This window comes from Nocardioides daeguensis, assembly GCF_019192965.1.
Classification (GTDB): Bacteria; Actinomycetota; Actinomycetes; order Propionibacteriales; family Nocardioidaceae; genus Nocardioides; species Nocardioides daeguensis.
In genome coordinates, this window is record NZ_JAHTKU010000020.1 from 148,695 (window position 1) to 169,119 (window position 20,425).

Here is a 20,425-nt window from a genome sequence, read left to right on the forward strand (position 1 = left end):
TTGCGCGCCCGCCCGGCCTCGCTAGAGGAGGAGCAGACGCTCCTCGATCTTCTGGGCGACCTGGTTGGCGAGCAGCTCGAGGCCGCCCTTCACGACGGGCGACGCCAGCTTGCCGACGCCGTGCGGCGTGAGCTCGGAGCGGTAGCGCACCGTGGTCACGCCGTCCTGCTCGGAGAAGCGGAGCGTGTCGCGCAGGTCGACGCCCGCGGCGGACCCGGTGAGCTCGAACAGCTCGTGCGGCACGGAGGCGATCACGCGGTACTCGACCTCGGTCTCGTGACCGAGGAAGGAGGAGACGTTGCGGTACGTCGTACCGACGCCGCCGTCGCCGGAGGTCCGCACCGTGGTCACGGTGGGCGGGTCCCACTCCTCGGTGGTGGTGAAGTCGGTCAGGTAGTCCCAGACCTTCTCGACGGGACGGGGGACGACGACGACGCGCTCGACGCTCGGCATGACCGCGGCGGTACCCCCGGCCGATCCCCGCAGCCCGTCCGGCCGGTCACAGCGAGCGGAGCTGCTCCGCGACGGCCTCGAGGTCCTGGTCGGTGCGGACGACGACGATCGCGCCGGGAGCGGCGGGGGTCGTCGCCGGCGGCGGGGCGAAGAGCGCGTTGACCTGCGCCATCGCCTGGTCGATCTCCATGTGCGGGTCCTCGCACTCCTCGCGCAGCCAGCGGCGGAGCACCCGGTTGTGGGCGGCGACGACGGCGGCCGCCATCAGCTCGCCGCGCCGCTCGGACTCCTCGGTGCCGTCGCCCCAGGCGCTGATGTACTGCCGGAACAGCTGCTGGTAGCGCGACCCGCTGATCAGCTCGCGCTCGCGCAGCGCGGGCACCGTCGAGGTGAGCTGGTAACGACGCCGGGCCAGCGGGCCCTCGGCGATGTAGTGGAACAGCACGACCCGCACCGCGTCGGACACGGCGAGGATGGCGCTCTTCTGGGTGGAGGCCGCGAGCCGCTCCTCGACCGCCGCGAGGATCGCGTCGTGGTCGGGGAAGATCACCATCTCCTTGGACCCGAAGAGCCGGAAGAAGGAGCTGCGGCTGACGCCCGCGGCGGAGGCGATGTCGTCGACGCTGGTCTCGTCGTACCCGAACTCGTTGAACAGCCGAAAGGCGGCGTCGACGATCGCGGCGGCAGGGCCCGGGCCCTTGGCGGCCGGCGCCCGGCGGTCGTCGTCACGCGATTGCGTCACACCCCACCCCCCTTGTGAACTCCAGTATCAATGGATGATACTCAGTTTCATGACCGAGATCGACCTGCACACGACGGCGGGCAAGCTGGCGGACCTCGACCGCCGCACCGACGAGGCCGTGCACGCTCCCGCCGCCAAGGCGCAGGAGAAGCAGCACGCCAAGGGGCGCAAGACCGCCCGCGAGCGCATCGAGATGCTCTTCGACGAGGGCAGCTTCGTCGAGCTCGACGAGTTCGCCCGCCACCGCTCCACGGCCTTCGGCCTCGAGAAGACCCGCCCGTACGGCGACGGCGTGATCACCGGCTACGGCACGGTCGACGGCCGCCAGGTGTGCGTGTTCTCCCAGGACTTCACCGTCTTCGGCGGCTCGCTCGGCGAGGTGTACGGCGAGAAGATCACCAAGGTCATGGACCTGGCGATCAAGTCCGGCTGCCCCATCATCGGCATCAACGAGGGCGCCGGCGCCCGCATCCAGGAGGGCGTCGTCTCGCTCGGCCTGTACGGCGAGATCTTCAAGCGCAACGTGCACGCCTCCGGCGTGATCCCGCAGATCTCGATGATCATGGGCAACTGCGCGGGCGGCCACGTCTACTCCCCCGCCGTCACCGACTTCACGATCATGGTCGACCAGACCTCCGCCATGTTCATCACCGGCCCGGACGTCATCAAGACGGTCACCGGCGAGGACGTCTCGATGGAGGAGCTCGGCGGCGCCCGGGCCCACAACACCAAGTCGGGCAACGCCCACTACATGGCCCACGACGAGGAGGACGCGTTCGAGTACGTCAAGGCGCTGCTGGCGTTCCTGCCGCAGAACAACCTCGACGACGCCCCGTCCTTCGACGAGGCGGCCGACCTCGAGCCCACGCCCGAGGACCTCGCGCTCGACACGCTGATCCCGGACTCGCCGAACCAGCCCTACGACATGCACGACGTCATCACGACGATCGTCGACGACGGCGACTTCCTCGAGGTGCAGCCGCTGTTCGCACCCAACATCATCGTCGGCTACGGCCGCGTCGAGGGCCGCTCGGTCGGCGTCGTCGCCAACCAGCCGATGCAGTTCGCCGGCACCCTCGACATCGACGCCTCGGAGAAGGCCGCCCGGTTCGTCCGGTTCTGCGACGCCTTCAACATCCCGGTGCTGACCTTCGTCGACGTCCCCGGCTTCCTCCCCGGTGTCGACCAGGAGCACCTCGGCATCATCCGCCGCGGCGCCAAGCTGATCTACGCCTACGCCGAGGCGACCGTCCCGCTCGTCACGATCATCACCCGCAAGGCCTACGGCGGCGCGTACGACGTCATGGGGTCCAAGCACCTCGGCGCCGACATCAACCTGTCGTGGCCCACCGGCCAGATCGCGGTGATGGGCGCCCAGGGCGCGGCCAACATCGTGCACCGCCGTACCCTCGCCGAGCTCGAGGCCGCCGGCGGTGACGTCGAGGCCAAGCGGGCCGAGCTGATCGACGAGTACGAGACCACGCTGGCCAACCCCTACATCGCGGCCGAGCGCGGCTACGTCGACGGCGTGATCAAGCCGTCGGAGACCCGCGCCGAGGTGGTCAAGGCACTGCGCCTGCTGCGCAACAAGCGCGAGGTGCTCCCGCCCAAGAAGCACGGGAACATCCCGCTGTGAGCGCCGAGACCGTGACCGAGGCCGAGCAGGCGGCGACTCCCGCCGCTCCCCTGCTGCGGGTCATCACGCCGGGCACCACGCCGGAGGAGGTTGCCGCGATCGTCGCGGTGCTCTCCGCCCTCGGCGGTGGCGCCGCGGCGCCCGAGGCACCACGCTCCGAGTGGACCAACCCGGCCCGCCGCCTGCGTCGTACCGCCAGCTCCCACCCGAACCCCGGACGCGGCGCCTGGCGCGCCAGCGCCCTGCCCCGCTGAACTGGAAGGCCACACCATGAGTTTGAAGAAGGTCCTGATCGCCAACCGCGGCGAGATCGCGGTTCGGGTCATCCGTGCCGCCAAGGACGCGGGTATCGGCTCGGTCGCGGTGTACGCCGAGCCGGACGCCAACGCGCTGTTCGTGCGCCTGGCCGACGAGGCGTACTCCCTGGGCGGTTCGACCCCCGCCGAGACCTACCTCGACATCGCCAAGATCATCGATGTCGCGAAGCAGTCGGGTGCCGACTCGGTCCACCCGGGCTACGGCTTCCTGGCCGAGAACGCGCTCTTCGCACAGGCGGTCATCGACGCCGGCCTGATCTGGATCGGCCCCTCGCCCGAGGCGATCGACGGCCTGGGCGACAAGGCGAAGGCGAAGCAGATCGCGCTGGCTGCCGGCGCCCCGCTGGCCCCGGGCCTCAAGGACCCGGTCGAGTCGGCCGACGAGATCGTCGCGTTCGCGAAGGAGCACGGCCTCCCGGTCGCCATCAAGGCGGTCTTCGGCGGCGGCGGTCGCGGCCTCAAGGTGGCCCGCACCCTCGAGGAGATCCCCGAGCTCTTCGAGTCCGCCACCCGTGAGGCGATCAGCGCCTTCGGCCGCGGCGAGTGCCTGGTCGAGAAGTTCCTCGACAAGCCCCGCCACGTCGAGACCCAGTGCCTGGCCGACACGCACGGCAACGTCGTCGTGGTCTCGACCCGCGACTGCTCGCTGCAGCGCCGCCACCAGAAGCTGGTCGAGGAGGCGCCCGCGCCGTTCCTCAGCGACGAGCAGAACGCGCGCCTCTACGAGTCGTCGAAGGCGATCCTGCGCGAGGCCAACTACGTCGGCGCCGGCACCTGCGAGTTCCTCGTCGCCGCCGACGGCACGATCTCCTTCCTCGAGGTCAACACCCGTCTCCAGGTCGAGCACTGCGTGTCCGAGGAGGTCACCGGCATCGACCTGGTCCGCGAGATGTTCCGCATCGCCGCGGGCGAGGAGCTCGGCTACGGCGACCCGGAGGTCCGCGGGCACTCCATCGAGTACCGGATCAACGCCGAGGACGGCGGCAACAACTTCATGCCCGCCCCCGGCACGCTCACCGCCTGGAACCCGCCGCAGGGTCCCGGCGTCCGCGTCGACGGCGGCTACCAGGTCGGCGAGACGGTGCCCGGCGCGTTCGACTCGCTGATCGCCAAGCTGATCGTCACCGGGTCCAGCCGGACCCAGGCGATCGAGCGCTCCCGCCGTGCCCTCGCGGAGTTCGAGGTCGACGGCATGCCGACCGCGATCACCTTCCACGAGGTCATCGTCAACGACCCCGCCTGGGTCGGCGCGTCCACGCCGTCCGGCGAGGGCTCCTTCGACGTCTACACGACCTGGATCGAGACCGACTTCGACAACCAGATCACGCCGTACGGCGGCGCCGCCGGCGGCGCCGCCGGCGAGGCCGAGGAGCAGGGCGAGAAGCAGAAGGTCGTCGTCGAGGTCGGAGGCAAGCGGATCGAGGTCGTCCTCCCGGCCGGCCTCGGCGGGCTCTCCGTCGGCGGCGGCGCGGGTGCGAAGAAGCCCAAGCGCGCGGCCGGCAAGAAGGCCGGCGCCGCGGCGTCGGGCGACTCGGTGACCTCGCCGATGCAGGGCACCATCGTCAAGGTCGCCGTCGAGGAGGGCCAGGAGGTCGCCGAGGGCGACGTCGTCGTGGTCCTCGAGGCGATGAAGATGGAGCAGCCGCTCAAGGCGCACAAGGCCGGCACGATCACCGGTCTCGCGGCCGAGGTCGGCGCCACCATCGGCAACGGCGAGGTCGTCTGCGAGATCAAGGACGCCAGCGCCTGAGCTTGCGAAGGCGCTGAATGCGTCCGCAGGTCGAGGAGCGTCGGCTCGGTCCCGCAGCGAAGCAAGGGACCGAGCGACGCGTCACGAGACCAGGCGAGGTGGTGGGCGGGGGGGGGGAGGGGAGGGGCCCCGACCCCCCCCCCGGCCCCCGGGGGGCGCGCGCGCCCGGCCCCGGGGCCGCCCCCCCCCCCACCTCGCGGCGTCTCCGGACCTGGGCGCGTCTCGGGACACGTGCTGCCCTACGGTGGCCCCGTGTTCCTCTACGAGTTCGAAGGCCGCCGGCCCCAGGTCCACCCCGAGGCGTTCGTCGCGCCGACCGCGACGCTGATCGGCGACGTCCGCATCGAGAAGGGTGCCAGCGTCTGGTACGGCGCCGTGCTGCGCGCCGACATCTGCACGATCATCGTGCGCGAGGGCTCGAACATCCAGGACAACTCGGTCGTCCACGGCGCCCCGGACGTCGTCGTCGAGATCGGTCCGAACGCGACCGTGGCCCACGCCTGCGTCTTCCACGGCGCCACGATGGGCGAGAAGTCGCTGCTCGGCAACGGCAGCACCGTCCTCGACCACGCCACGATCGGCGCAGGCTCGCTCGTCGCGGCGGGCGCGGTCGTCACGCCGGGCACCAAGATCCCCGAGGGCGTGCTCGCCGCCGGGGCGCCCGCCGAGACGAAGCGGCCCATCGAGGGCACGGGCGCCCACTTCTGGGTCGAGACCAACGCCGCCTACTACGCCGAGCTGGCGAAGCGGCACCACGCGGGCGTCGTACCGGTCGACGGCAGGTCCTGACCCGAACCCCCGGCCCGGCTCGTCGAGACCTGACGAGCCGGCCCGTCGGCGCGCCGCCGGCTCTTGACACATGTCTGACAGGTGGAGAAGGTCCTGTCTGACAGATCTCATCCGAGCCCGGAGGACCCCGTGACCGCAGAGACCCACGCGTCGGCCAACCGCGACGTCGTCGTGCACAGCCTGACCGACTTCGCCTCGCTCACCGCGCAGGAGTCGGTCGCGGTCGAGGCGGCGGCATGAGCGCGCCGTACGACCTGCTCGTCGCGAACGCCCGCCTGGCCGACGGATCGCCCGTCACGCTGGGGATCCGGGACGGTCGCTACGCCCACGTCGGCACGGAGGCGCCGGCCGGCGCGACCGCGACCCGGACCATCGACGCCGGCGGCGGCCTGGTGACCGAGTCCTTCGTCGACGGGCACCTGCACCTGGAGAAGGTGCACACGCTCGACCGGGCGGGCGACGGCGCGCTGGCGGCGTACACCTCCGGGAACATGGGCGCGGCGCTCCGCTCGATCGTGCGCGAGGCGAGCGGGGTGAAGCGGCAGTACGACCGGGCCTGGCTCGAGCCCAACATCCGGCGCGTCCTCGACGCGGCCGTCGCTCACGGGGTGCTGCACGTCCAGGCGTTCGTCGACGTCGACACCACGGCGCGGCTGGTGGGGATGGAGGCGGTGCTGGCCGTGCGCGAGGAGTACCGCGACCTGCTGGACGTCCAGGTGGTGGCCTTCCCGCAGGACGGGCTGCTCCGCGACCCGGGCGCGGCCGCGCTGTGCGAGGAGGCGCTGCGGATGGGTGCCGACGTGGTCGGCGGCATCCCCTGGATCGAGATGACCGACACCGACGCCAGGGCTCACGTGGAGTGGGCCTGCCGGCTGGCCGCGGCCCAGGGCAAGCGGGTGGCGATGCTGGTCGACGACGCCGGCGACCCGGGGCTGCGGACGACCCAGATGCTGGCGGAGGCGATGATCGAGCACGACCTGCGCGGGCGCGGGGTCGCTTGCCACGCGCGTGCCCTGGCGACGTACCCCCAGCCGACGCTGCAGCGGCTGATGGACCTCGCGCACGCGGCAGGGCTCGGCTTCGTCTCCGACCCGCACACCGGGCCGCTGCACCTACCGGTGCGGGAGTTCCTCGAGGACGGCATCCCGGTGGCGCTCGGCCAGGACGACGTCGAGGACGCGTACTACCCGTTCGGTCGGCACAGCATGCTCGAGGTCGCCTTCCTCGCCGCGCACACCCTGCGCTTCCTCACCGCCGCCGACCAGCGACTGCTGCTCGAGCTGGTGACCACGCGGGCGGCCGAGGTGCTCGGCGTCGCCGACCACGCGATCGCCGCGGGCAACCCGGCCAACCTGTGCGTGCACGCCGACGGCCGGCTGCGCGACGTCCTCACCGAGCACGCCCGGCCCCGCTGGGTGGTCCGGGAGGGGCGGGTCGTCGCCGAGTCGGAGACGACGACGCGGCTGCTGCGCTGAGCCGGCCTACCAGTCGGCGCGGCGGACGAGCGCGTAGCGGAACGCGCCGCGCACGTGCACCTCGCGGGTCCAGTAGCAGATCGTGCCGGTGCGACTGATCCCCGTCGCCTCGAGGGTCATCGCCGGCTCACCCTCGGGGCGGCCGACCAGCCCTGCGTCCTCGACGGACAGGCCGTCGGCACCCGGCCACACCAGCTCCCAGCCGACCTGCTCGCCGGCCAGCTCCCGCGCCAGCGCGGGCATCGGGGTCACGGGGTCGAGGCCGGCCGGGTCCACCCGGGTCAGCACCGGTACGACGTCGCGCGCGACCAGCACCGGCTCACCGTCGGCGGACCACACCTTGGTGGTGCGCAGCACGGACTGGCGCGGCGTGACGTCGTACGCGTCGGCCTCGTCGAGGGTCACCTCGCCGACCTCCGCCGACACGACCTCGACCGACGGCGTGCGGCCCATCGCGGCGATCAGCTCGGCGCTGTCGAGGCGCTGTTCGAAACGGGCGGGGATGCCGAGCAGTGAGCTGTTGACGGTGGTGTCGGCGCCCTTGCGGCGGTGGATGAAGCCGCGCTCCTCGAGTCGGACCAGCGCCTCGCGCACCGCCGGCCGGCTGACCTCCAGGGACGACGCGAGCACGGTCTCCCCCGGCATGGGACCGCCGCGCTCGGCCGCATCGGCCCAGAGCCGCTGCAGCCGGCGCTCGACCGGCTCCGGCAGCCCCGCATCACTCACGGCGCCACCCTAGAGCGTCCGCGACCCCCAGCACTCTGGGAGGGACGAGTCACCAGCCACTCGGGATGGTGACGGGTGCCGGAACCCCGGAGACTCGGGGAATGTGAGACTCCTGCTTCGCGCTGCCGCCGTCCTGGCGACCACGGCAGCCCTGACCGCCGTCCCGTCCCTGACCTCCCCCGCCCACGCCGGACAGGTGGGCGTCGTCGTCTCGATCAAGGGAGCCGGCAAGGTCACCGTCAAGTCCGGCTCGATCGAGGACGGCCCGACCGTCTGCGACTGGACCAGCGAGGTCGACGAGCGCGCCGTCAATACCTGCGAGCGGATGCGCAACGAGGAACCGCTGGTCGCCACCACCTGGCTGCGGCCCGAGGCCGCTCCCGGGAACTGGGAGGTCGGGAACTGGTCGGGCTGCGACCTGATCGAGATGGAGGGCGACGTCCCGCTGTGCGGCCTGCAGTCCGGTGCGTTCAGCTCGGTCGAGAAGACGCCGCGGATCTCGTTCAACGACACCCACGTCCCCGAGATGACCTCGGTCGAGGTGCGTTCGGTCCCGGACGTCGACCGGACCTTCCGGTTCGACTTCGCCGCCGACGAGGGCGCGCTCGAGTGCGCCTTCGACAGCACCGTCATCTGGACACCCTGCTCCAGCGGCTTCCAGCAGGCGTTCGGCGAGGGCAACCACGCCTTCTACGTCCGCGCGACCGACCCGTCGGGGCAGAGCAGCGCCGTCAGCGGGTACCCGTTCACCGCCGTCGACACCCAGCTGATCGCGACGCCGCCGGCGCTCACCAACAGCACCGCGGCCACCTTCGGCCTGACCAGCACCATCGCGTCCAGCTACCTGTGCCAGCTCGACGACCAGACGCCGTACGTGTGCCTGAGCCAGCGGGTCGGCAACCACACGGCGGCCGGACTGGGCGAGGGGACGCACCGGATGCGGGTGTGGGGACGCCACCTCGGGTGGTCCGACCAGGTGCCGGCGACGCACACCTGGACCGTCGACACCACGGCCCCGCAGACCACGCTGACCGGCGGTGAGGTCAGCGGAGGCGTGATGCGGTCCACCTTCACCTCCGAGGCTGGGGCCTCGTTCCGGTGCCGCGTGACCGGGCCGGGACGCGACGACGCGTGGGCAGCCTGCACCTCTCCGGTGACCTACAGCGGCCTGACCGCGGAGGGCACCTACACCTTCGAGGTCGCGGCGAGCGACGCCGCCGGCAACTTCGACGTCACGCCGGCCGGATGGTCGTGGCTCTCCACCCCCGACCCGGAGGACCCGCTCGACCCGGGCCCCGGGCCGCATCCGCAACCGCTGCCGACCCCCGCCGCGAGCGCCCCGGAGACCGGGCCGGTGACCGGGCCGGGCAAGGTCCGCGCCGGGCGCAAGGCGACCTACCGCCTCGCCTCCCCCACGCCGGGCGCCGTCCTCGCCTGCCAGGTGCGACGCAAGGGTGCCGCACCGGTCGCGACCGCGTGGCGCGCATGCTCGCCGACCTTCGTGCTGAAGACGCGGCAGATGAAGCCGGGACGGTACATCCTGTACGTCCGAGCGGGCGTCGGGACCCAGTGGGACGCGACGCCGAGCACGAAGTCGATCGTGGTGAGGAGGAGCCGGTGACGCTGAGCGTGCTGGTCGGTGGTGGTCGGGACGAGGCACAGGTCCGAGCCCTGCTCGCGCCCTTCGTGGCCGAGCTCGCGGGCGGCGAGGCGACCTGCGTCGTCGTCGACGACGGCGAGGGCGTCGACCTGGACCGCTGGCGCGACGTGCTGGGCGATGCGCCGTCGGTGCGGACGGTCGTCCTGGCGTCCGGACGCCCGCTGTGCGCCGCGGACCTCACCGGCACTGCCGGCGTGTTCGTCGCCGGCGGTCTCACCCCGCTGTACGCCGAGCTGGTGGTGCCGGCCCGCGACGCGCTGGCCGCGCTCCCCTACGCCGGGTTCTCGGCCGGCGCGGCGATCGCGGCGGAGCGCGCGATCGTCGGGGGCTGGCTCCTGGACGGGCGCCCGGTCGCCCCGGAGGACGCCGGCGAGGACCTCGACCAGCTGGCCGTCGTACCGGGGCTGGGCCGGGTCGGGTTCGCCGTGGACGTGCACGCCGCGCAGTGGGGCACGCTCCCGCGGGCCGTGGCGGCCGTCCGCGCCGGGCTGGCGCCGGAGGCGCGCGCGGTCGACGAGCACACCGCCGTCGTGGTGCGCGACGGTGTGCTCGAGGTCGTCGGCGCCGGGGCGGCGCTGCACGTGCGGCCCGCCGAGGGCGGCGTGCTCGTCAGCTGACGGAGACGATGGCGCCCGCGCCGGCCTCGCGGTCGAGCGAGCGGCCGATGACCATCCGCTGGATCTGGTTGGTGCCCTCGAAGATCTGCATCACCTTGGCCTCGCGCATGTAGCGCTCGACCGGGAAGTCCTTGGTGTAGCCGGCGCCGCCGAGCACCTGGACCGCGTCGGTGGTGACCTTCATGGCGGCGTCGGTGGCGACCAGCTTGGCGATCGAAGCCTCGCGGGAGAAGGGCAGGCCGAGGTCCTTGAGCCGCGCGGCGTGCAGCATGGTGGCGCGGGCGGACTGGACGGCGGCCTCCATGTCGGCGAGCACGAACGCCAGGCCCTGGTGGTCGATGATCCGCTGGCCGAAGGACTCGCGCTGCTGGGCGTAGGCGACGGCACGGTCGATCGCGCCCTGGGCGAGGCCGGTCGCGACGGCGGCGATGCCGAGCCGGCCGGAGTCGAGACCGGCGAGGGCGATCTGGAGGCCCTGGCCCTCCTCGCCGAGCCGCTGGTCGACAGGGACCCGCACGTCCTCGAAGCGCACCGTCGCGGTGGTCGAGCCCATCAGGCCCATCTTGTCCTCGGGGGTGTCGGCCGACAGGCCGGGGGTCCCGGCCCGGACCAGGAAGCAGCTGATGTCGCCGCGACGGTCGCCGGTGCGCGCCATGACCTTGTAGAAGTCGGCCTGGCCGCCGTGGGTGACCCACGCCTTGGCGCCGTTGATGACGTACTCGTCGCCGTCGCGACGCGCGCGGGTGCGCATCGCGGCCGGGTCGGAGCCGGCGTGCGCCTCGGAGAGGCAGTAGGCGCCGAGCAGCTCGCCGCCGAGCATCTCGGGCAGCCACGTCCGCCGCTGCTCGTCGGTGCCGGCGGTGGCGAGACCGAAGCAGCTCAGCGCGTGCACCGAGACGCCGACGCCGACGCTCGACCAGACCGAGCCGATCTCCTCGAGGACCTGCAGGTAGACCTCGTAGGGCAGTCCGCCGCCACCCAGCTCCTCGGGGTAGGGCAGGCCGAGGAAGCCGGCGCGGCCGAGCAGCCGGAACACCTCGCGCGGGAAGGTCCCGGTCGCCTCGGCCTCCGCGGCGCGCGGCAGCAGCTCGTCGGCGGCGAGCTGGCGGGCCAGGCGGAGCAGGTCGGCCGTCTCCTCGGACGGCATCAGGCGACGTGCGGGCATCGGGTCCTCCGAAGCGGTGAGTACTGGAAGTGTCCTTCTGGTACGGACCACAGTACTCCCTTCGTTGCTAGCCTGCGACCGTGCAGCAGCAGCGAACCCTCCCGGCGCGCACCCGCCAGCGCCGGGACGCCCTGCTCGACGAGCTCGTCGAGCTGTTCCTGGCCGAGGGCTTCGCCGGCTTCGGGATCGGCGAGCTGGCCCAGCGCCTCTCCTGCTCGCGCAGCACGCTCTACCTCGTCGCCCCCAGCAAGGAACAGCTCATCACCGCCACGGTGCGGCGCTTCTTCAAGCGCGCCGCCGAGCGGATCGAGGACCGCGTCGAGGCTGCCGCCGACCCGGCCGACCGGCTCTCGACGTACCTCACCGCGGTCGCCGACGAGCTCGCCCCCGCCTCCCCCCGGTTCTACGCCGACCTCGCCGGCTTCCCGCCCGGCGCCGAGGTCTACCGCGCCAACACCGCGCAGGCCGCGGCCCGCGTGCAGGCGCTGGTGACCGAGGGGGTCGCCGCCGGAACGCTGCGCAAGGTCAACGCCACCTTCGTCGGTGCAGCCGTCGCCGAGGTCATGGACGCGATCGGCGACGGCCGGATCGGTACGGCGACCGGCCTCGACGACGCGCAGGCCTACCAGGCGCTGGTCGACCTGGTCGCGACCGGCCTGCGCGCGCGAGGCTGACCGGGCTCAGCTGTCCTCGGGGACCGGCTCGGGCACCGGCGCCGTACCGTGGCGGGCGACCTCCTGGTGCAGCGGCAGCGCGACGTGACCGCGGTGACGCACGCCCGTCACCGCGTCGACGACGTACAGCCAGACCACGCCGGGGACGGCCGAGCGCGCGACCTGGATCCGGCAGCGGGCCGAGATCCCCGGCAAGGTGACGACGTCGCCCGGCTCGAGCTGGGCGACGGTGACGGTCTCGACGGTGCCCTCGTGCATGCGGCGCTCCCCGCCCTTCCTCAGGTCCTCGGATGATTCACAACATGAAGAATTCTTCACTTCATGTATTCTAGCGGTAATGTCGAGGACAAGAAGGAGGTGCGCCGATGGCAGTGCCGCTCTACCAGACCAAGGCCGAGTTCTTCCGCACCCTGGGCCACCCGGCCCGGATCCGGATCCTCGAGCTGCTCTCCGAGCGCGACCACGCGGTCCACGAGCTGCTCGAACAGATCGCGATCGAAGCCAGCAACCTGTCCCAGCAGCTCGCGGTGCTGCGCCGCACCTCGCTGGTCGTCTCCCGCCGCGAGGGCAACGCCGTCGTCTACTCCATCAGCGCACCCGAGGTCCGCGACCTGCTGCTGTCCGCCCGCCAGATCCTGGCCGGGCTCGCCGCGACGCGCACCGACTTCGAGGACGAGCTGGTGGTCCCCACCCGACCGTCGGCCGACCGATGAGCACGCTGCTGGACCGGGCCCGCCAGCTGGCCCCACGTCGGGCCGACTGGGCTCAGGCCGATCTGCGCCACGACCTCACGGCGGGCGTGATGGTCGCCCTGGTGGCCCTGCCGCTGGCCCTCGGCTTCGGGGTCAGCTCCGGAGTCGGGGCCGGAGCGGGCATCGTGACCGCGGTCGTCGCCGGCGCGATCGCCGCGGTCTTCGGCGGCAGCCACGTCCAGGTCAGCGGTCCCACCGGGGCGATGACCGTCGTCCTCATCCCGATCGTCGCCGCGCACGGCATCGACGGCGTGCTCGTGGTCGGCCTGCTCGCCGGCCTGATGCTGCTGGGTCTCGCGGTCACCGGCGCGGGCCGGGCCATCCGGTACGTCCCCGTCCCGGTGATCGAGGGCTTCACCGCCGGGATCGCGGTCATCATCGCCCTCCAGCAGCTGCCCGCCGCCCTCGGCGTGGAGGTGCACGCGGAGAAGGTGCTCGTCCTCGCGACCGACGCCGTGCGCGCCTGGGCGCAGGCTCCCTCGTGGGGCGCTCCGGCGACGGCCGGCGGCATCGCCGTGCTGATCGTGGCGATGGCCCGGGTCCGCGCCGGCTTCCCGGCGGCCCTGTTCCTGATCGTGCTGGCGACGGTGGGCAACGCGCTGCTCGCCGACAGCGACGGGGGCACGCCGCTCGCCACCATCGGCACCATCCCCTCCGGCCTCCCCGCGCCACACCTGCCCTCGGTGCCCTGGGGCGACCTCGACACGCTCGTCCTCGCCGCAGTCGCCGTCGCCGCCCTGGGCGCGCTCGAGAGCCTGCTGTCCGCGACGGTCGCGGACGCGATGAGCGTCGGGCAGCGGCACGACCCGGACCGCGAGCTGCTCGGCCAGGGCCTGGCCAACCTGGTCAGCCCGCTGTTCGGCGGCATCCCCGCCACCGCGGCGATCGCCCGCACGGCGGTCAACGTGCGCTCCGGCGCCCGGTCGCGGCTGGCCGCCCTGACCCACGCCGTGCTGCTGCTGGTCGTGGTGCTGGTCGCCGCCCGCTGGGTCGGCCAGATCCCGCTGGCCGCCCTGGCTGGCGTCCTGATCGCGACCGCCGTCCAGATGATCCGGGTCTCGAGCCTCGCGCCCCTCCTGCGCGCCACCCGCGGCGACGCGGCCACGCTGCTGCTCACCGCCGCCGCGACGGTGGCCCTCGACCTGGTCCTCGCCGTGACCGTCGGCCTGGCCGCCGCCGGCTTCTTCGCGCTGCGCCAGACCGCCCGGACGGCGCGTCTGGAGGAGGAACCGCTCGACAACAGCGACCACACCGACGAGGAGCGGCGGCTGCTCGACGAGAACATCGTCGCCTACCGCCTCGACGGCCCGCTCTTCTTCGCCGCCGCCCACGACTTCCTGCTCGAGCTCGCCGAGGTCAAGCGGGTCCGCGTCGTCGTGCTGCGGATGGCGCACCTGACAGCCGTGGACGCGACCGGGGCCCACGTCCTGGCGGACACGATCGGCCGCCTCGAGCAGCGCGGCGTCACGGTGCTGCTGTCGGGCACCCGGCCCGAGCACCTCGCGGTCCTCGAGCAGCTCGGCGTGCACCGCCAGCTCGCCCACGAGCGGCACCTGTTCGCGACCACCCCCGAGGCGATCGCGCACGCACGACTGCACGCGGCGCGGATCGCGCACGAGCCGGGCCTGGAGCGCGAGGCGTCCTGACCGGGACTTGAGGACGTCTTGCCACCTGGCCGGCGGGTACCGGCCGGCCATGGACACCTCGCTTGCTCCCACGGCGATGACGACGCTGACCCAGAAGGCCGCCGCCGCGGTGGCGGGCACGTTCGTCCTCGTCGGCATCCTCGGCTTCGTCCCCGGCATCACCACCGACTACGACGAGATGACCTTCGCCGGCCACGAGTCCGGCGCCCAGCTGCTCGGGATCTTCGCGGTCTCGGGCCTGCACAACATCGTGCACCTGGCCCTCGGCGTCGTGGGCTTGGTCCTCGCCACGAGCTGGACCGGCGCCCGCGCCTTCCTCCTCGGTGGCGGCGCTCTCTACCTGGCGCTCACGGTCTACGGTCTGCTCGTCGACCGCCACGAGGACGCCAACGTCGTACCGCTGGACCGGGCGGACAACTGGCTGCACCTGGTCCTCGGCGTGGGCATGATCGGCCTCGGCCTGGTGCTGGCCCGCTCCGACGACGAAGCGACGGACCCGCGATGAGCAGCGGCGTGGGCGACCCGGCCGTGGAGTACTGGACCTGCGCCATGGCCTCGGTCCGCGACGAGGAGCACCGCCGGCGCGGCGTCGTCGTCCCCCTGGTCCTGCACGTGGCCGCCACCGTCGGCGCCAGCGCGGCGGGCTATCTCGGCGGGCACCTCGTGGGCGGCCGCCGGCTCGCCCGCGGCCCCCACGGCCGGTGAGGTCGGCGGGGCCGAGCCTCACCGGCGCACGGTGCGCGCCCCCGGTCAGCGGAAGGCGGCGTGGCCGGTCATCGCCTGCCCGAGGACGAGGGTGTGCATCTCGACGGTGCCCTCGTAGGTGAGCACCGACTCGAGGTTGTTGGCGTGCCGGATCACCGGGTACTCCAGCGAGATGCCGTTGGCGCCCATCACGGTGCGGGCGGTGCGGCAGATCTCGAGGGCCTCGCGGACGTTGTTGAGCTTGCCGAGGCTGACCTGCTCGGGTCGCAGCGTGCCGGCGTCCTTGCGGCGGCCGAGGTGGAGCGCGAGGAGCACGCCCTTGGTGTACTCCAGGTTCATGTCGACCAGCTTCTGCTGGGTCAGCTGGAAGGCCGAGATCGGCTTGCCGAACTGGATGCGCTGGTTGGCGTAGTCGAGGGCCGCCTGCAGCGAGGAGCGGGCCGCGCCCATCGCGCCCCAGACGATGCCGTAGCGGGCCTCGTTGAGGCAGGACAGCGGGCCCTTGAGGCCGCGCACCTCCGGGAAGGCCGCCGACTCCGGGAGCCGGACGCCGTCGAGGACGATCTCGCCGGTGACCGAGGCGCGCAGCGACTGCTTGTGCTTGATCTCCGGGGCGCTGAAGCCGGGGGTGTCGGTCGGTACGACGAAGCCGCGCACGCCCTCGTCGGTCTGCGCCCACACCACGGCCACGTCGGCGACCGAGGAGTTCGTGATCCACATCTTGCGGCCCTCGAGGACCCAGTCCGAGCCGTCGCGGCGAGCCCGGGTGCGCATGCTGCCCGGGTCGGAGCCGACGTCGGGCTCGGTCAGGCCGAAGCAGCCGATCGCGTCGCCGGCCGCCATCCGCGGCAGCCACTCGGTCTTGTGCTCCTCCGAGCCCCAGCGCCAGATCGCGAACATGGCCAGCGAGCCCTGCACCGAGACCAGGGAGCGGATGCCGGAGTCGCTGGCCTCCAGCTCGAGGCAGGCCAGGCCGTAGTCGGTGGCCGACATCCCGGCGCAGCCGTAGCCCTCCAGGTGCATGCCGAGCAGGCCGATCGAGCCGAGCTCCTTGGCCAGGCCGCGGATGTCGGGCAGGTGCCCCTGCTCGAACCACTCCGCGACGTACGGGTCGATCCGGTCGGCGCACAGCTGACGGACCGTGGCCCGCACCGCCTTCTCGTCCTCGGTCAGCAGGTCGTCGATGCCGGCCGGGTCGAGCGGGGCGAACGGCGGCAGGGCGGTGGTCGGGGTGCTCATCGGGAGTCCTCCTGGTTGTCCTGAGCGGTGCTCAGCATGGTTCGTACGACGTCGTTGTGCTCGCCCAGCCGGGGCGGGGCGGTGTAGCGGGTGATCGGGGTGGCCGAGAAGCCCAGCGGGCTGCGGACCTGGGGCGAGGCGCCGGCGCCGACCTCGACGGTGGGCTCGAGCCCGAGCCGGGCGGCGAGCGTGAACCCGTCGGCGACCGTACCGACCTTGCCGACCGGCAGCCCGGCCGCGGTGAGGGTGTCGACCCAGGCGTCCACCGTGTCGCCCGCCAGAGCCTCCTCGAGCAGCGGCAGCAGGGCATCGCGGTGGGCGACCCGGTCGCCGTTGGTGACGAAGCGCGGGTCCGAGGACAGCTCGGGGCGGCCGAGCGCGGCTGCGAGCCGGGCGAACTGGCCGTCGTTGCCGCAGCACACGGCGAGGTGGCCGTCCTTGGCGCGCATCGTCTCGTAGGGAGCGATCGAGGGGTGCCGGTTGCCCATGGCTCCCGGCGCCCGGCCGGTCGCCAGGTAGGACGAGGCCTGGTTGGCCAGCGAGCCGAGCAGGCTCGAGAGCAGGTTGACCTCGACGTGCTGGCCGCGACCGATCAGGTCCCGGGCGCGCAGGGCGGCGAGGATCGCGACGACCGCGTCCTTGGAGGTGAGCACGTCGACCAGGGCGACCCCGGCCTTGACCGGCTCACCGGGCTGACCGGTGATGCTCATCAGGCCGCCGACGGCCTGGACGAGGAAGTCGTACCCCGCCAGGCCCGCGCCCTGCTGGGTGCCGAAGCCGGTGATCGAGGCGTAGACGACGCCAGGGTTGGCGGCGGACACCGCGTCGTACCCGAGGCCGAGCCGGTCGAGCGAGCCGGCCTTGAAGTTCTCGATCAGCACGTCGCACCGTCCGGCGAGCTCCCGGGCCACCGCCAGGTCGGCGGGGTCGGCGAGGTCGAGCTCCACCGACTTCTTCGAGCGGTTGGCGCACTCGAAGTAGGAGCTCGAGCGCTCGGTCCAGGGCGGTCCCCAGTGCCGGGTGTCGTCGCCGACCCCGGGGCGCTCGACCTTGATCACCTCGGCGCCGAGGTCGGCCAGGGTGGCCGCGGCGAGCGGTCCGGCCAGGACCCGGCTGAAGTCGGCGACGAGGACGCCGTCGAGCGGGCCGGTCATGACCGCGTCCCGTTGACCCGGCGCGGCAGCTGCCACGGGTTGTCGGAGCGCGCCTCGGGGGGAAGCCAGCCGTCGGGCACCGACTGGAAGGCGACCGGGCGCACGAAGCGGCCCAGTCCGGCGGCGCCGACCGACGTGGCCGACGGAACGGAGGTCGCCGGCCACGGCCCGCCGTGCTGCTGGGCCCAGGTGAACGCGACCCCGGTGGGCCACTCGTCGACGGCGACCCGGCCGACCTGGTCGCCGAGCAGGGCGAGCGCCGCGGCGGCGTCCGGGTCGTCGGCGCCGCCGGTGAACACGCTCGCGGCGAGCGAGGGCTGCAGCCGGCGTACGACGGCGGCGAGCTCGGCGTCGTCGGCGTACTCGACGACGAGCACGACGGCGCCGAAGGTCTCCTCCAGCACCCGGCTCCCCGGGACCAGCGCGTCCGGCGACGCGGTGAGCACCGCGGCCGGTGCGGCGAAGGCCGCCCCGCCCGCCGCCACCTCGGCGACGAGCTCGGCACCGGCGGCGCGCATCTGCTCGACACCCGCGACGACCCCGCGGGCGATCGCCTCGGTGAGCATCACCGGCTCCGGCCCGGCGGCGTGCAGGGCGGCGGCGACGGCGGCCGCGGCGCCGGACCCGGCCGGGGCGAGCAGGAGGCCCGGCTTGGTGCAGAACTGGCCGCTGCCGAGGGTGAAGGAGGCGACGAAGCCCTTGGCGACGGTGTCGATGTCGGCCGCGCCCGCCCGGGTGACGACGACCGGGTTGACGGTGCCCATCTCGGCGTAGACCGGGATGACGCTCTCCCGCTCGTTGGCGATGCGCCACAGGGCCAGGCCCCCGGCCTGCGACCCGGTGAACCCGACCGCGGTGATCTCGGGGGCGCGGACCAGCTCGACCCCGACCTGGTGGCCGCTGACGACGCTGAACGCGCCGCGCGGTGCGCCGGCCGCGGCCAGGGCCTCGCGGGCGATCTCGGCCTGGCGCATCGACAGCCCGGCGTGCGCGGGGTGTGCCTTGGCGACGACGGGGCAGCCGGCGGCCAGCGCCATGGCCGTGTCGTTGCCGAGCACGCTGAACGCGAACGGGAAGTTGCTGGCCCCGAACACCGCGACCGGGCCGAGCGGCCGGTTGACCCGCACCAGCCCGGGCGTGGTCGCCGTCGGCTCGTCCACGGTGACCTCGACGTAGGACCCCTCGGCCGCGACGTCGGCGTAGAAGCGCAGCTGGGCCGCCGCCCGGTCGACCTCGCCGGTCAGCCGGGCGAGGCCGAGCGCGGTCTCGCGGTCGGCGAGCCGGGCGAGCTCGTCGCGGTGCAGCTCGAGCGCGTCGGCCACGGCGTGCAGCCAGGGACGACGCTCCGCGGGACTGGTCGCGGCCAGCCGGGGGGCCGCCGTGGCCGCGGTCGCCAGGACCGTCCGCAGCTCGTCCGCGCTGGTGTCGGCGACGGTGGCGACCACCGCCCCCGTGCGCGGGTCGAAGGAGGTCGCGCTCATGCCTGCGTCTCCAGGGCCCCGACGGCGGCGATCGCGTCGAGGAGCACGTCGACGGCCTCGTCGAGCAGGTCGAAGCCGATGACCAGCGGCGGCAGCAACCGGATGACGTTGCCGTAGGTCCCGCACTGCAGCGTCAGCACGCCCTCCTGGTGGCAGCGCTCGACGACCGCCTTCGCGACCTCGGGCGCGGGCTCGGTGGTGCCGGGTCGCACGAACTCCAGCGCCAGCATCGCTCCCCGGCCGCGGACCTCGCCGACGACGCTGTCCGGCCCGCACGCGGCCTCGAGGCGGGGCCGCACCCGTGCCTCGATCTCGCGGGCGCGGCCCACCAGGTCCTCGGACTCGATGACCTCGAGGGCGCCGAGGGCGGCGGCGCAGGCGACCGGGTTGCCGGCGTACGTGCCGCCGAGGCCGCCCGCCGCGACGGCGTCCATGATCTCGGCGCGGCCGGTGACCGCCGCCAGCGGCATGCCGCCGGCGAGGGCCTTGGCGGTCGTGATCAGGTCCGGTACGACGCCCTCGTGGTCGCACGCGAACATCGCGCCGGTGCGGGCCAGGCCGGTCTGGATCTCGTCGGCGACGAACACGATGCCGTGCTCGTGGGCGAACTGCTGGACCTTCGCGAGGTAGCCCGGCGGCGGCACGATGAAGCCGCCCTCGCCCTGGATCGGCTCGACCACGATCGCAGCGACGTTGGTGGCCCCGAGCTGGGTGGTGACGATCTCCTCCAGCGCGGCGAACGCCTCCTCGGCGGCCTTCTCGGGTCCGGAGGGCCAGCGGTAGGGGTAGGGCGACGGGACCCGGTGCACGTCGGGGGCGAACGGCCCGAAGCCCTGCTTGTAGGGCGCGTTCTTCGACGTCATCGCCATGGTCAGGCTGGTCCGGCCGTGGTAGGCGTGGCCGAGCACCACGACGGCTGTGCGGCCGGTGGCCGTGCGGGCGATCTTGATGGCGTTCTCCACCGCCTCGGCGCCGGTGCTGAAGAGCGCGGTCTTCTTGGCGTGCTCACCCGGGGTGAGCCGGTTCAGCGCGGCGGCGACGTCGACGAAGCCGTCGTACTCGGTGACCAGGAAGCAGGTGTGCGTGAACCGCGCCGCCTGCTCGGCGATCCGCTGGGTGACCGCGGGGTGGGAGGCGCCCACGGACGTGACGGCGATCCCGGACGCCAGGTCGATGATGTGGTTGCCGTCGACGTCGACCAGGATGCCGCCGCCGGCACGCTCGATGAAGACCGGCATCGTGGTGCCGAGCCCGTTGGCCAGCTCCGCCTTGCGCTGGACCTGCCGCTCCAGCGACAGCGGGCCGGGGATGGCCGTGGCCAGGATCCGGCGTTGCTCCGGCATCGTCATGGTGTTCCTCCCGCTGGTGGTGCCCGTGGTCGTGTGGCACGACGGTAGGAAGTCCGGGCCGCGCGGGTCTTCGGATGATCCGGACGAAGATCCGT

21 protein-coding genes are annotated in these 20,425 nt (G+C 73.2%); 12 read left to right on the forward strand and 9 right to left on the reverse strand.

Annotated features, from left to right (window positions below):
• Positions 1–21: 21 nt before the first annotated feature.
• Together KU893_RS16620 and KU893_RS16625 are read right to left on the reverse strand one after the other, a co-directional pair.
• A complete protein-coding gene (locus KU893_RS16620; protein WP_218235494.1) occupies positions 22–453 on the reverse strand; it encodes an SRPBCC family protein in 432 nt (143 codons plus the stop codon).
• Positions 454–499: 46 nt separating this feature from the next.
• Positions 500–1,195: a TetR/AcrR family transcriptional regulator gene (locus KU893_RS16625; protein WP_257441377.1), complete on the reverse strand. Its 696-nt coding sequence runs from the start codon at positions 1,193–1,195 to the stop codon at positions 500–502.
• Between the two features lie 49 nt (positions 1,196–1,244).
• Here KU893_RS16625 and KU893_RS16630 point away from each other — a divergent pair, with 49 nt between their 5' ends.
• The 5 genes from KU893_RS16630 to KU893_RS16650 all read left to right on the forward strand — a co-directional run bounded on the left by KU893_RS16630 (position 1,245) and on the right by KU893_RS16650 (position 7,162).
• Entirely contained in the window at positions 1,245–2,831 is a 1,587-nt protein-coding gene (locus tag KU893_RS16630; protein ID WP_218235495.1) for an acyl-CoA carboxylase subunit beta, read from the forward strand.
• The gene (locus tag KU893_RS16635; protein ID WP_218235496.1) at positions 2,828–3,085 is read left to right on the forward strand and encodes an acyl-CoA carboxylase subunit epsilon; all 258 of its coding nucleotides are present in this window, start codon (positions 2,828–2,830) and stop codon (positions 3,083–3,085) included. Before KU893_RS16630 ends, KU893_RS16635 begins: the two co-directional genes overlap by 4 nt.
• Before the next feature lie 16 nt (positions 3,086–3,101).
• On the forward strand, positions 3,102–4,898 hold the full coding sequence (locus KU893_RS16640; RefSeq protein ID WP_218235497.1) for an acetyl/propionyl/methylcrotonyl-CoA carboxylase subunit alpha: 1,797 nt from the start codon (positions 3,102–3,104) through the stop codon (positions 4,896–4,898).
• Between the two features lie 252 nt (positions 4,899–5,150).
• Positions 5,151–5,687, forward strand: a complete 537-nt coding sequence (locus KU893_RS23675; protein ID WP_218235498.1) for a gamma carbonic anhydrase family protein — start codon at positions 5,151–5,153, stop codon at positions 5,685–5,687.
• A 236-nt stretch (positions 5,688–5,923) separates the two neighbouring features.
• Complete coding sequence (locus KU893_RS16650) at positions 5,924–7,162, forward strand: amidohydrolase family protein (protein ID WP_218235499.1); 1,239 nt, start codon at positions 5,924–5,926, stop codon at positions 7,160–7,162.
• 6 nt (positions 7,163–7,168) lie between these two features.
• Here the strand turns inward: KU893_RS16650 and KU893_RS16655 are convergent, their stop codons facing one another.
• Positions 7,169–7,888 carry a GntR family transcriptional regulator gene (locus tag KU893_RS16655; RefSeq protein WP_218235500.1) on the reverse strand — a complete coding sequence of 240 codons (720 nt, stop codon included), beginning with the start codon at positions 7,886–7,888 and terminating at the stop codon, positions 7,169–7,171.
• A 103-nt stretch (positions 7,889–7,991) separates the two neighbouring features.
• Between KU893_RS16655 and KU893_RS16660 the strand changes: the two genes are divergently transcribed.
• Positions 7,992–9,509 (forward strand): hypothetical protein, encoded by a 1,518-nt coding sequence (locus KU893_RS16660; RefSeq protein ID WP_218235501.1) that lies wholly within the window; start codon positions 7,992–7,994, stop codon positions 9,507–9,509.
• Entirely contained in the window at positions 9,506–10,165 is a 660-nt protein-coding gene (locus KU893_RS16665; protein ID WP_218235502.1) for a type 1 glutamine amidotransferase family protein, read from the forward strand. The genes KU893_RS16660 and KU893_RS16665 overlap by 4 nt, the downstream gene beginning before the upstream one ends.
• Here the strand turns inward: KU893_RS16665 and KU893_RS16670 are convergent.
• Positions 10,158–11,330, reverse strand: coding sequence for an acyl-CoA dehydrogenase family protein (locus tag KU893_RS16670; RefSeq protein WP_218235503.1), 1,173 nt, complete (start codon positions 11,328–11,330; stop codon positions 10,158–10,160). The genes KU893_RS16665 and KU893_RS16670 overlap by 8 nt on opposite strands.
• An 80-nt stretch (positions 11,331–11,410) precedes the next feature.
• On the opposite strand from KU893_RS16670, the gene KU893_RS16675 reads away from it, so the two are divergent.
• Positions 11,411–12,004: a TetR/AcrR family transcriptional regulator gene (locus tag KU893_RS16675; RefSeq protein WP_257441375.1), complete on the forward strand. Its 594-nt coding sequence runs from the start codon at positions 11,411–11,413 to the stop codon at positions 12,002–12,004.
• A 6-nt stretch (positions 12,005–12,010) separates the two neighbouring features.
• On the opposite strand, the gene KU893_RS16680 is transcribed toward KU893_RS16675, so the two are convergent.
• Complete coding sequence (locus KU893_RS16680; RefSeq protein ID WP_218235504.1) at positions 12,011–12,262, reverse strand: hypothetical protein; 252 nt, start codon at positions 12,260–12,262, stop codon at positions 12,011–12,013.
• A gap of 107 nt (positions 12,263–12,369) precedes the next feature.
• Between KU893_RS16680 and KU893_RS16685 the strand changes: the two genes are divergently transcribed.
• The 4 genes from KU893_RS16685 to KU893_RS16700 are packed head-to-tail and all read left to right on the forward strand — an operon-like array spanning position 12,370 to position 15,107.
• Positions 12,370–12,717: an ArsR/SmtB family transcription factor gene (locus tag KU893_RS16685; RefSeq protein WP_218235505.1), complete on the forward strand. Its 348-nt coding sequence runs from the start codon at positions 12,370–12,372 to the stop codon at positions 12,715–12,717.
• Positions 12,714–14,402, forward strand: a complete 1,689-nt coding sequence (locus KU893_RS16690; protein ID WP_218235506.1) for a SulP family inorganic anion transporter — start codon at positions 12,714–12,716, stop codon at positions 14,400–14,402. Before KU893_RS16685 ends, KU893_RS16690 begins: the two co-directional genes overlap by 4 nt.
• Positions 14,403–14,451: 49 nt before the next feature.
• Positions 14,452–14,907, forward strand: coding sequence for a DUF4383 domain-containing protein (locus KU893_RS16695; protein ID WP_246592748.1), 456 nt, complete (start codon positions 14,452–14,454; stop codon positions 14,905–14,907).
• Entirely contained in the window at positions 14,904–15,107 is a 204-nt protein-coding gene (locus KU893_RS16700) for a hypothetical protein (protein ID WP_218235507.1), read from the forward strand. The genes KU893_RS16695 and KU893_RS16700 overlap by 4 nt, the downstream gene beginning before the upstream one ends.
• Before the next feature lie 45 nt (positions 15,108–15,152).
• On the opposite strand, the gene KU893_RS16705 is transcribed toward KU893_RS16700, so the two are convergent.
• From KU893_RS16705 to gabT, 4 genes are read right to left on the reverse strand one after another with little or no spacing between them, the layout of a single operon-like run.
• On the reverse strand, positions 15,153–16,346 hold the full coding sequence (locus tag KU893_RS16705; RefSeq protein WP_218235508.1) for an acyl-CoA dehydrogenase family protein: 1,194 nt from the start codon (positions 16,344–16,346) through the stop codon (positions 15,153–15,155).
• On the reverse strand, positions 16,343–17,500 hold the full coding sequence (locus KU893_RS16710; RefSeq protein ID WP_218235509.1) for a CaiB/BaiF CoA transferase family protein: 1,158 nt from the start codon (positions 17,498–17,500) through the stop codon (positions 16,343–16,345). The genes KU893_RS16705 and KU893_RS16710 overlap by 4 nt, the downstream gene beginning before the upstream one ends.
• The gene (locus KU893_RS16715; RefSeq protein WP_218235510.1) at positions 17,497–18,981 is read right to left on the reverse strand and encodes an aldehyde dehydrogenase family protein; all 1,485 of its coding nucleotides are present in this window, start codon (positions 18,979–18,981) and stop codon (positions 17,497–17,499) included. The genes KU893_RS16710 and KU893_RS16715 overlap by 4 nt, the downstream gene beginning before the upstream one ends.
• Positions 18,978–20,330, reverse strand: coding sequence for a 4-aminobutyrate--2-oxoglutarate transaminase (gene gabT / locus KU893_RS16720; protein WP_218235511.1), 1,353 nt, complete (start codon positions 20,328–20,330; stop codon positions 18,978–18,980). The genes KU893_RS16715 and gabT overlap by 4 nt, the downstream gene beginning before the upstream one ends.
• Positions 20,331–20,425: the final 95 nt, after the last annotated feature.

Excerpts from the sequence above, each read along its gene's own strand:
- KU893_RS16695 (WP_246592748.1), top strand. The coding sequence starts at position 14,452 with ATGGACACCTCGCTTGCTCCCACGGCGATGACGACGCTGACCCAGAAG.
- KU893_RS16705 (WP_218235508.1), bottom strand. The coding sequence starts at position 16,346 with ATGAGCACCCCGACCACCGCCCTGCCGCCGTTCGCCCCGCTCGACCCG.
- KU893_RS16640 (WP_218235497.1), top strand. The coding sequence starts at position 3,102 with ATGAGTTTGAAGAAGGTCCTGATCGCCAACCGCGGCGAGATCGCGGTT.
- KU893_RS16670 (WP_218235503.1), bottom strand. The coding sequence starts at position 11,330 with ATGCCCGCACGTCGCCTGATGCCGTCCGAGGAGACGGCCGACCTGCTC.
- KU893_RS16620 (WP_218235494.1), bottom strand. The coding sequence starts at position 453 with ATGCCGAGCGTCGAGCGCGTCGTCGTCGTCCCCCGTCCCGTCGAGAAG.
- KU893_RS16630 (WP_218235495.1), top strand. The coding sequence starts at position 1,245 with ATGACCGAGATCGACCTGCACACGACGGCGGGCAAGCTGGCGGACCTC.
- KU893_RS16650 (WP_218235499.1), top strand. The coding sequence starts at position 5,924 with ATGAGCGCGCCGTACGACCTGCTCGTCGCGAACGCCCGCCTGGCCGAC.
- KU893_RS16700 (WP_218235507.1), top strand. The coding sequence starts at position 14,904 with ATGAGCAGCGGCGTGGGCGACCCGGCCGTGGAGTACTGGACCTGCGCC.
- gabT (WP_218235511.1), bottom strand. The coding sequence starts at position 20,330 with ATGACGATGCCGGAGCAACGCCGGATCCTGGCCACGGCCATCCCCGGC.
- KU893_RS16710 (WP_218235509.1), bottom strand. The coding sequence starts at position 17,500 with ATGACCGGCCCGCTCGACGGCGTCCTCGTCGCCGACTTCAGCCGGGTC.
- KU893_RS16715 (WP_218235510.1), bottom strand. The coding sequence starts at position 18,981 with ATGAGCGCGACCTCCTTCGACCCGCGCACGGGGGCGGTGGTCGCCACC.
- KU893_RS16685 (WP_218235505.1), top strand. The coding sequence starts at position 12,370 with ATGGCAGTGCCGCTCTACCAGACCAAGGCCGAGTTCTTCCGCACCCTG.
- KU893_RS16690 (WP_218235506.1), top strand. The coding sequence starts at position 12,714 with ATGAGCACGCTGCTGGACCGGGCCCGCCAGCTGGCCCCACGTCGGGCC.
- KU893_RS16680 (WP_218235504.1), bottom strand. The coding sequence starts at position 12,262 with ATGCACGAGGGCACCGTCGAGACCGTCACCGTCGCCCAGCTCGAGCCG.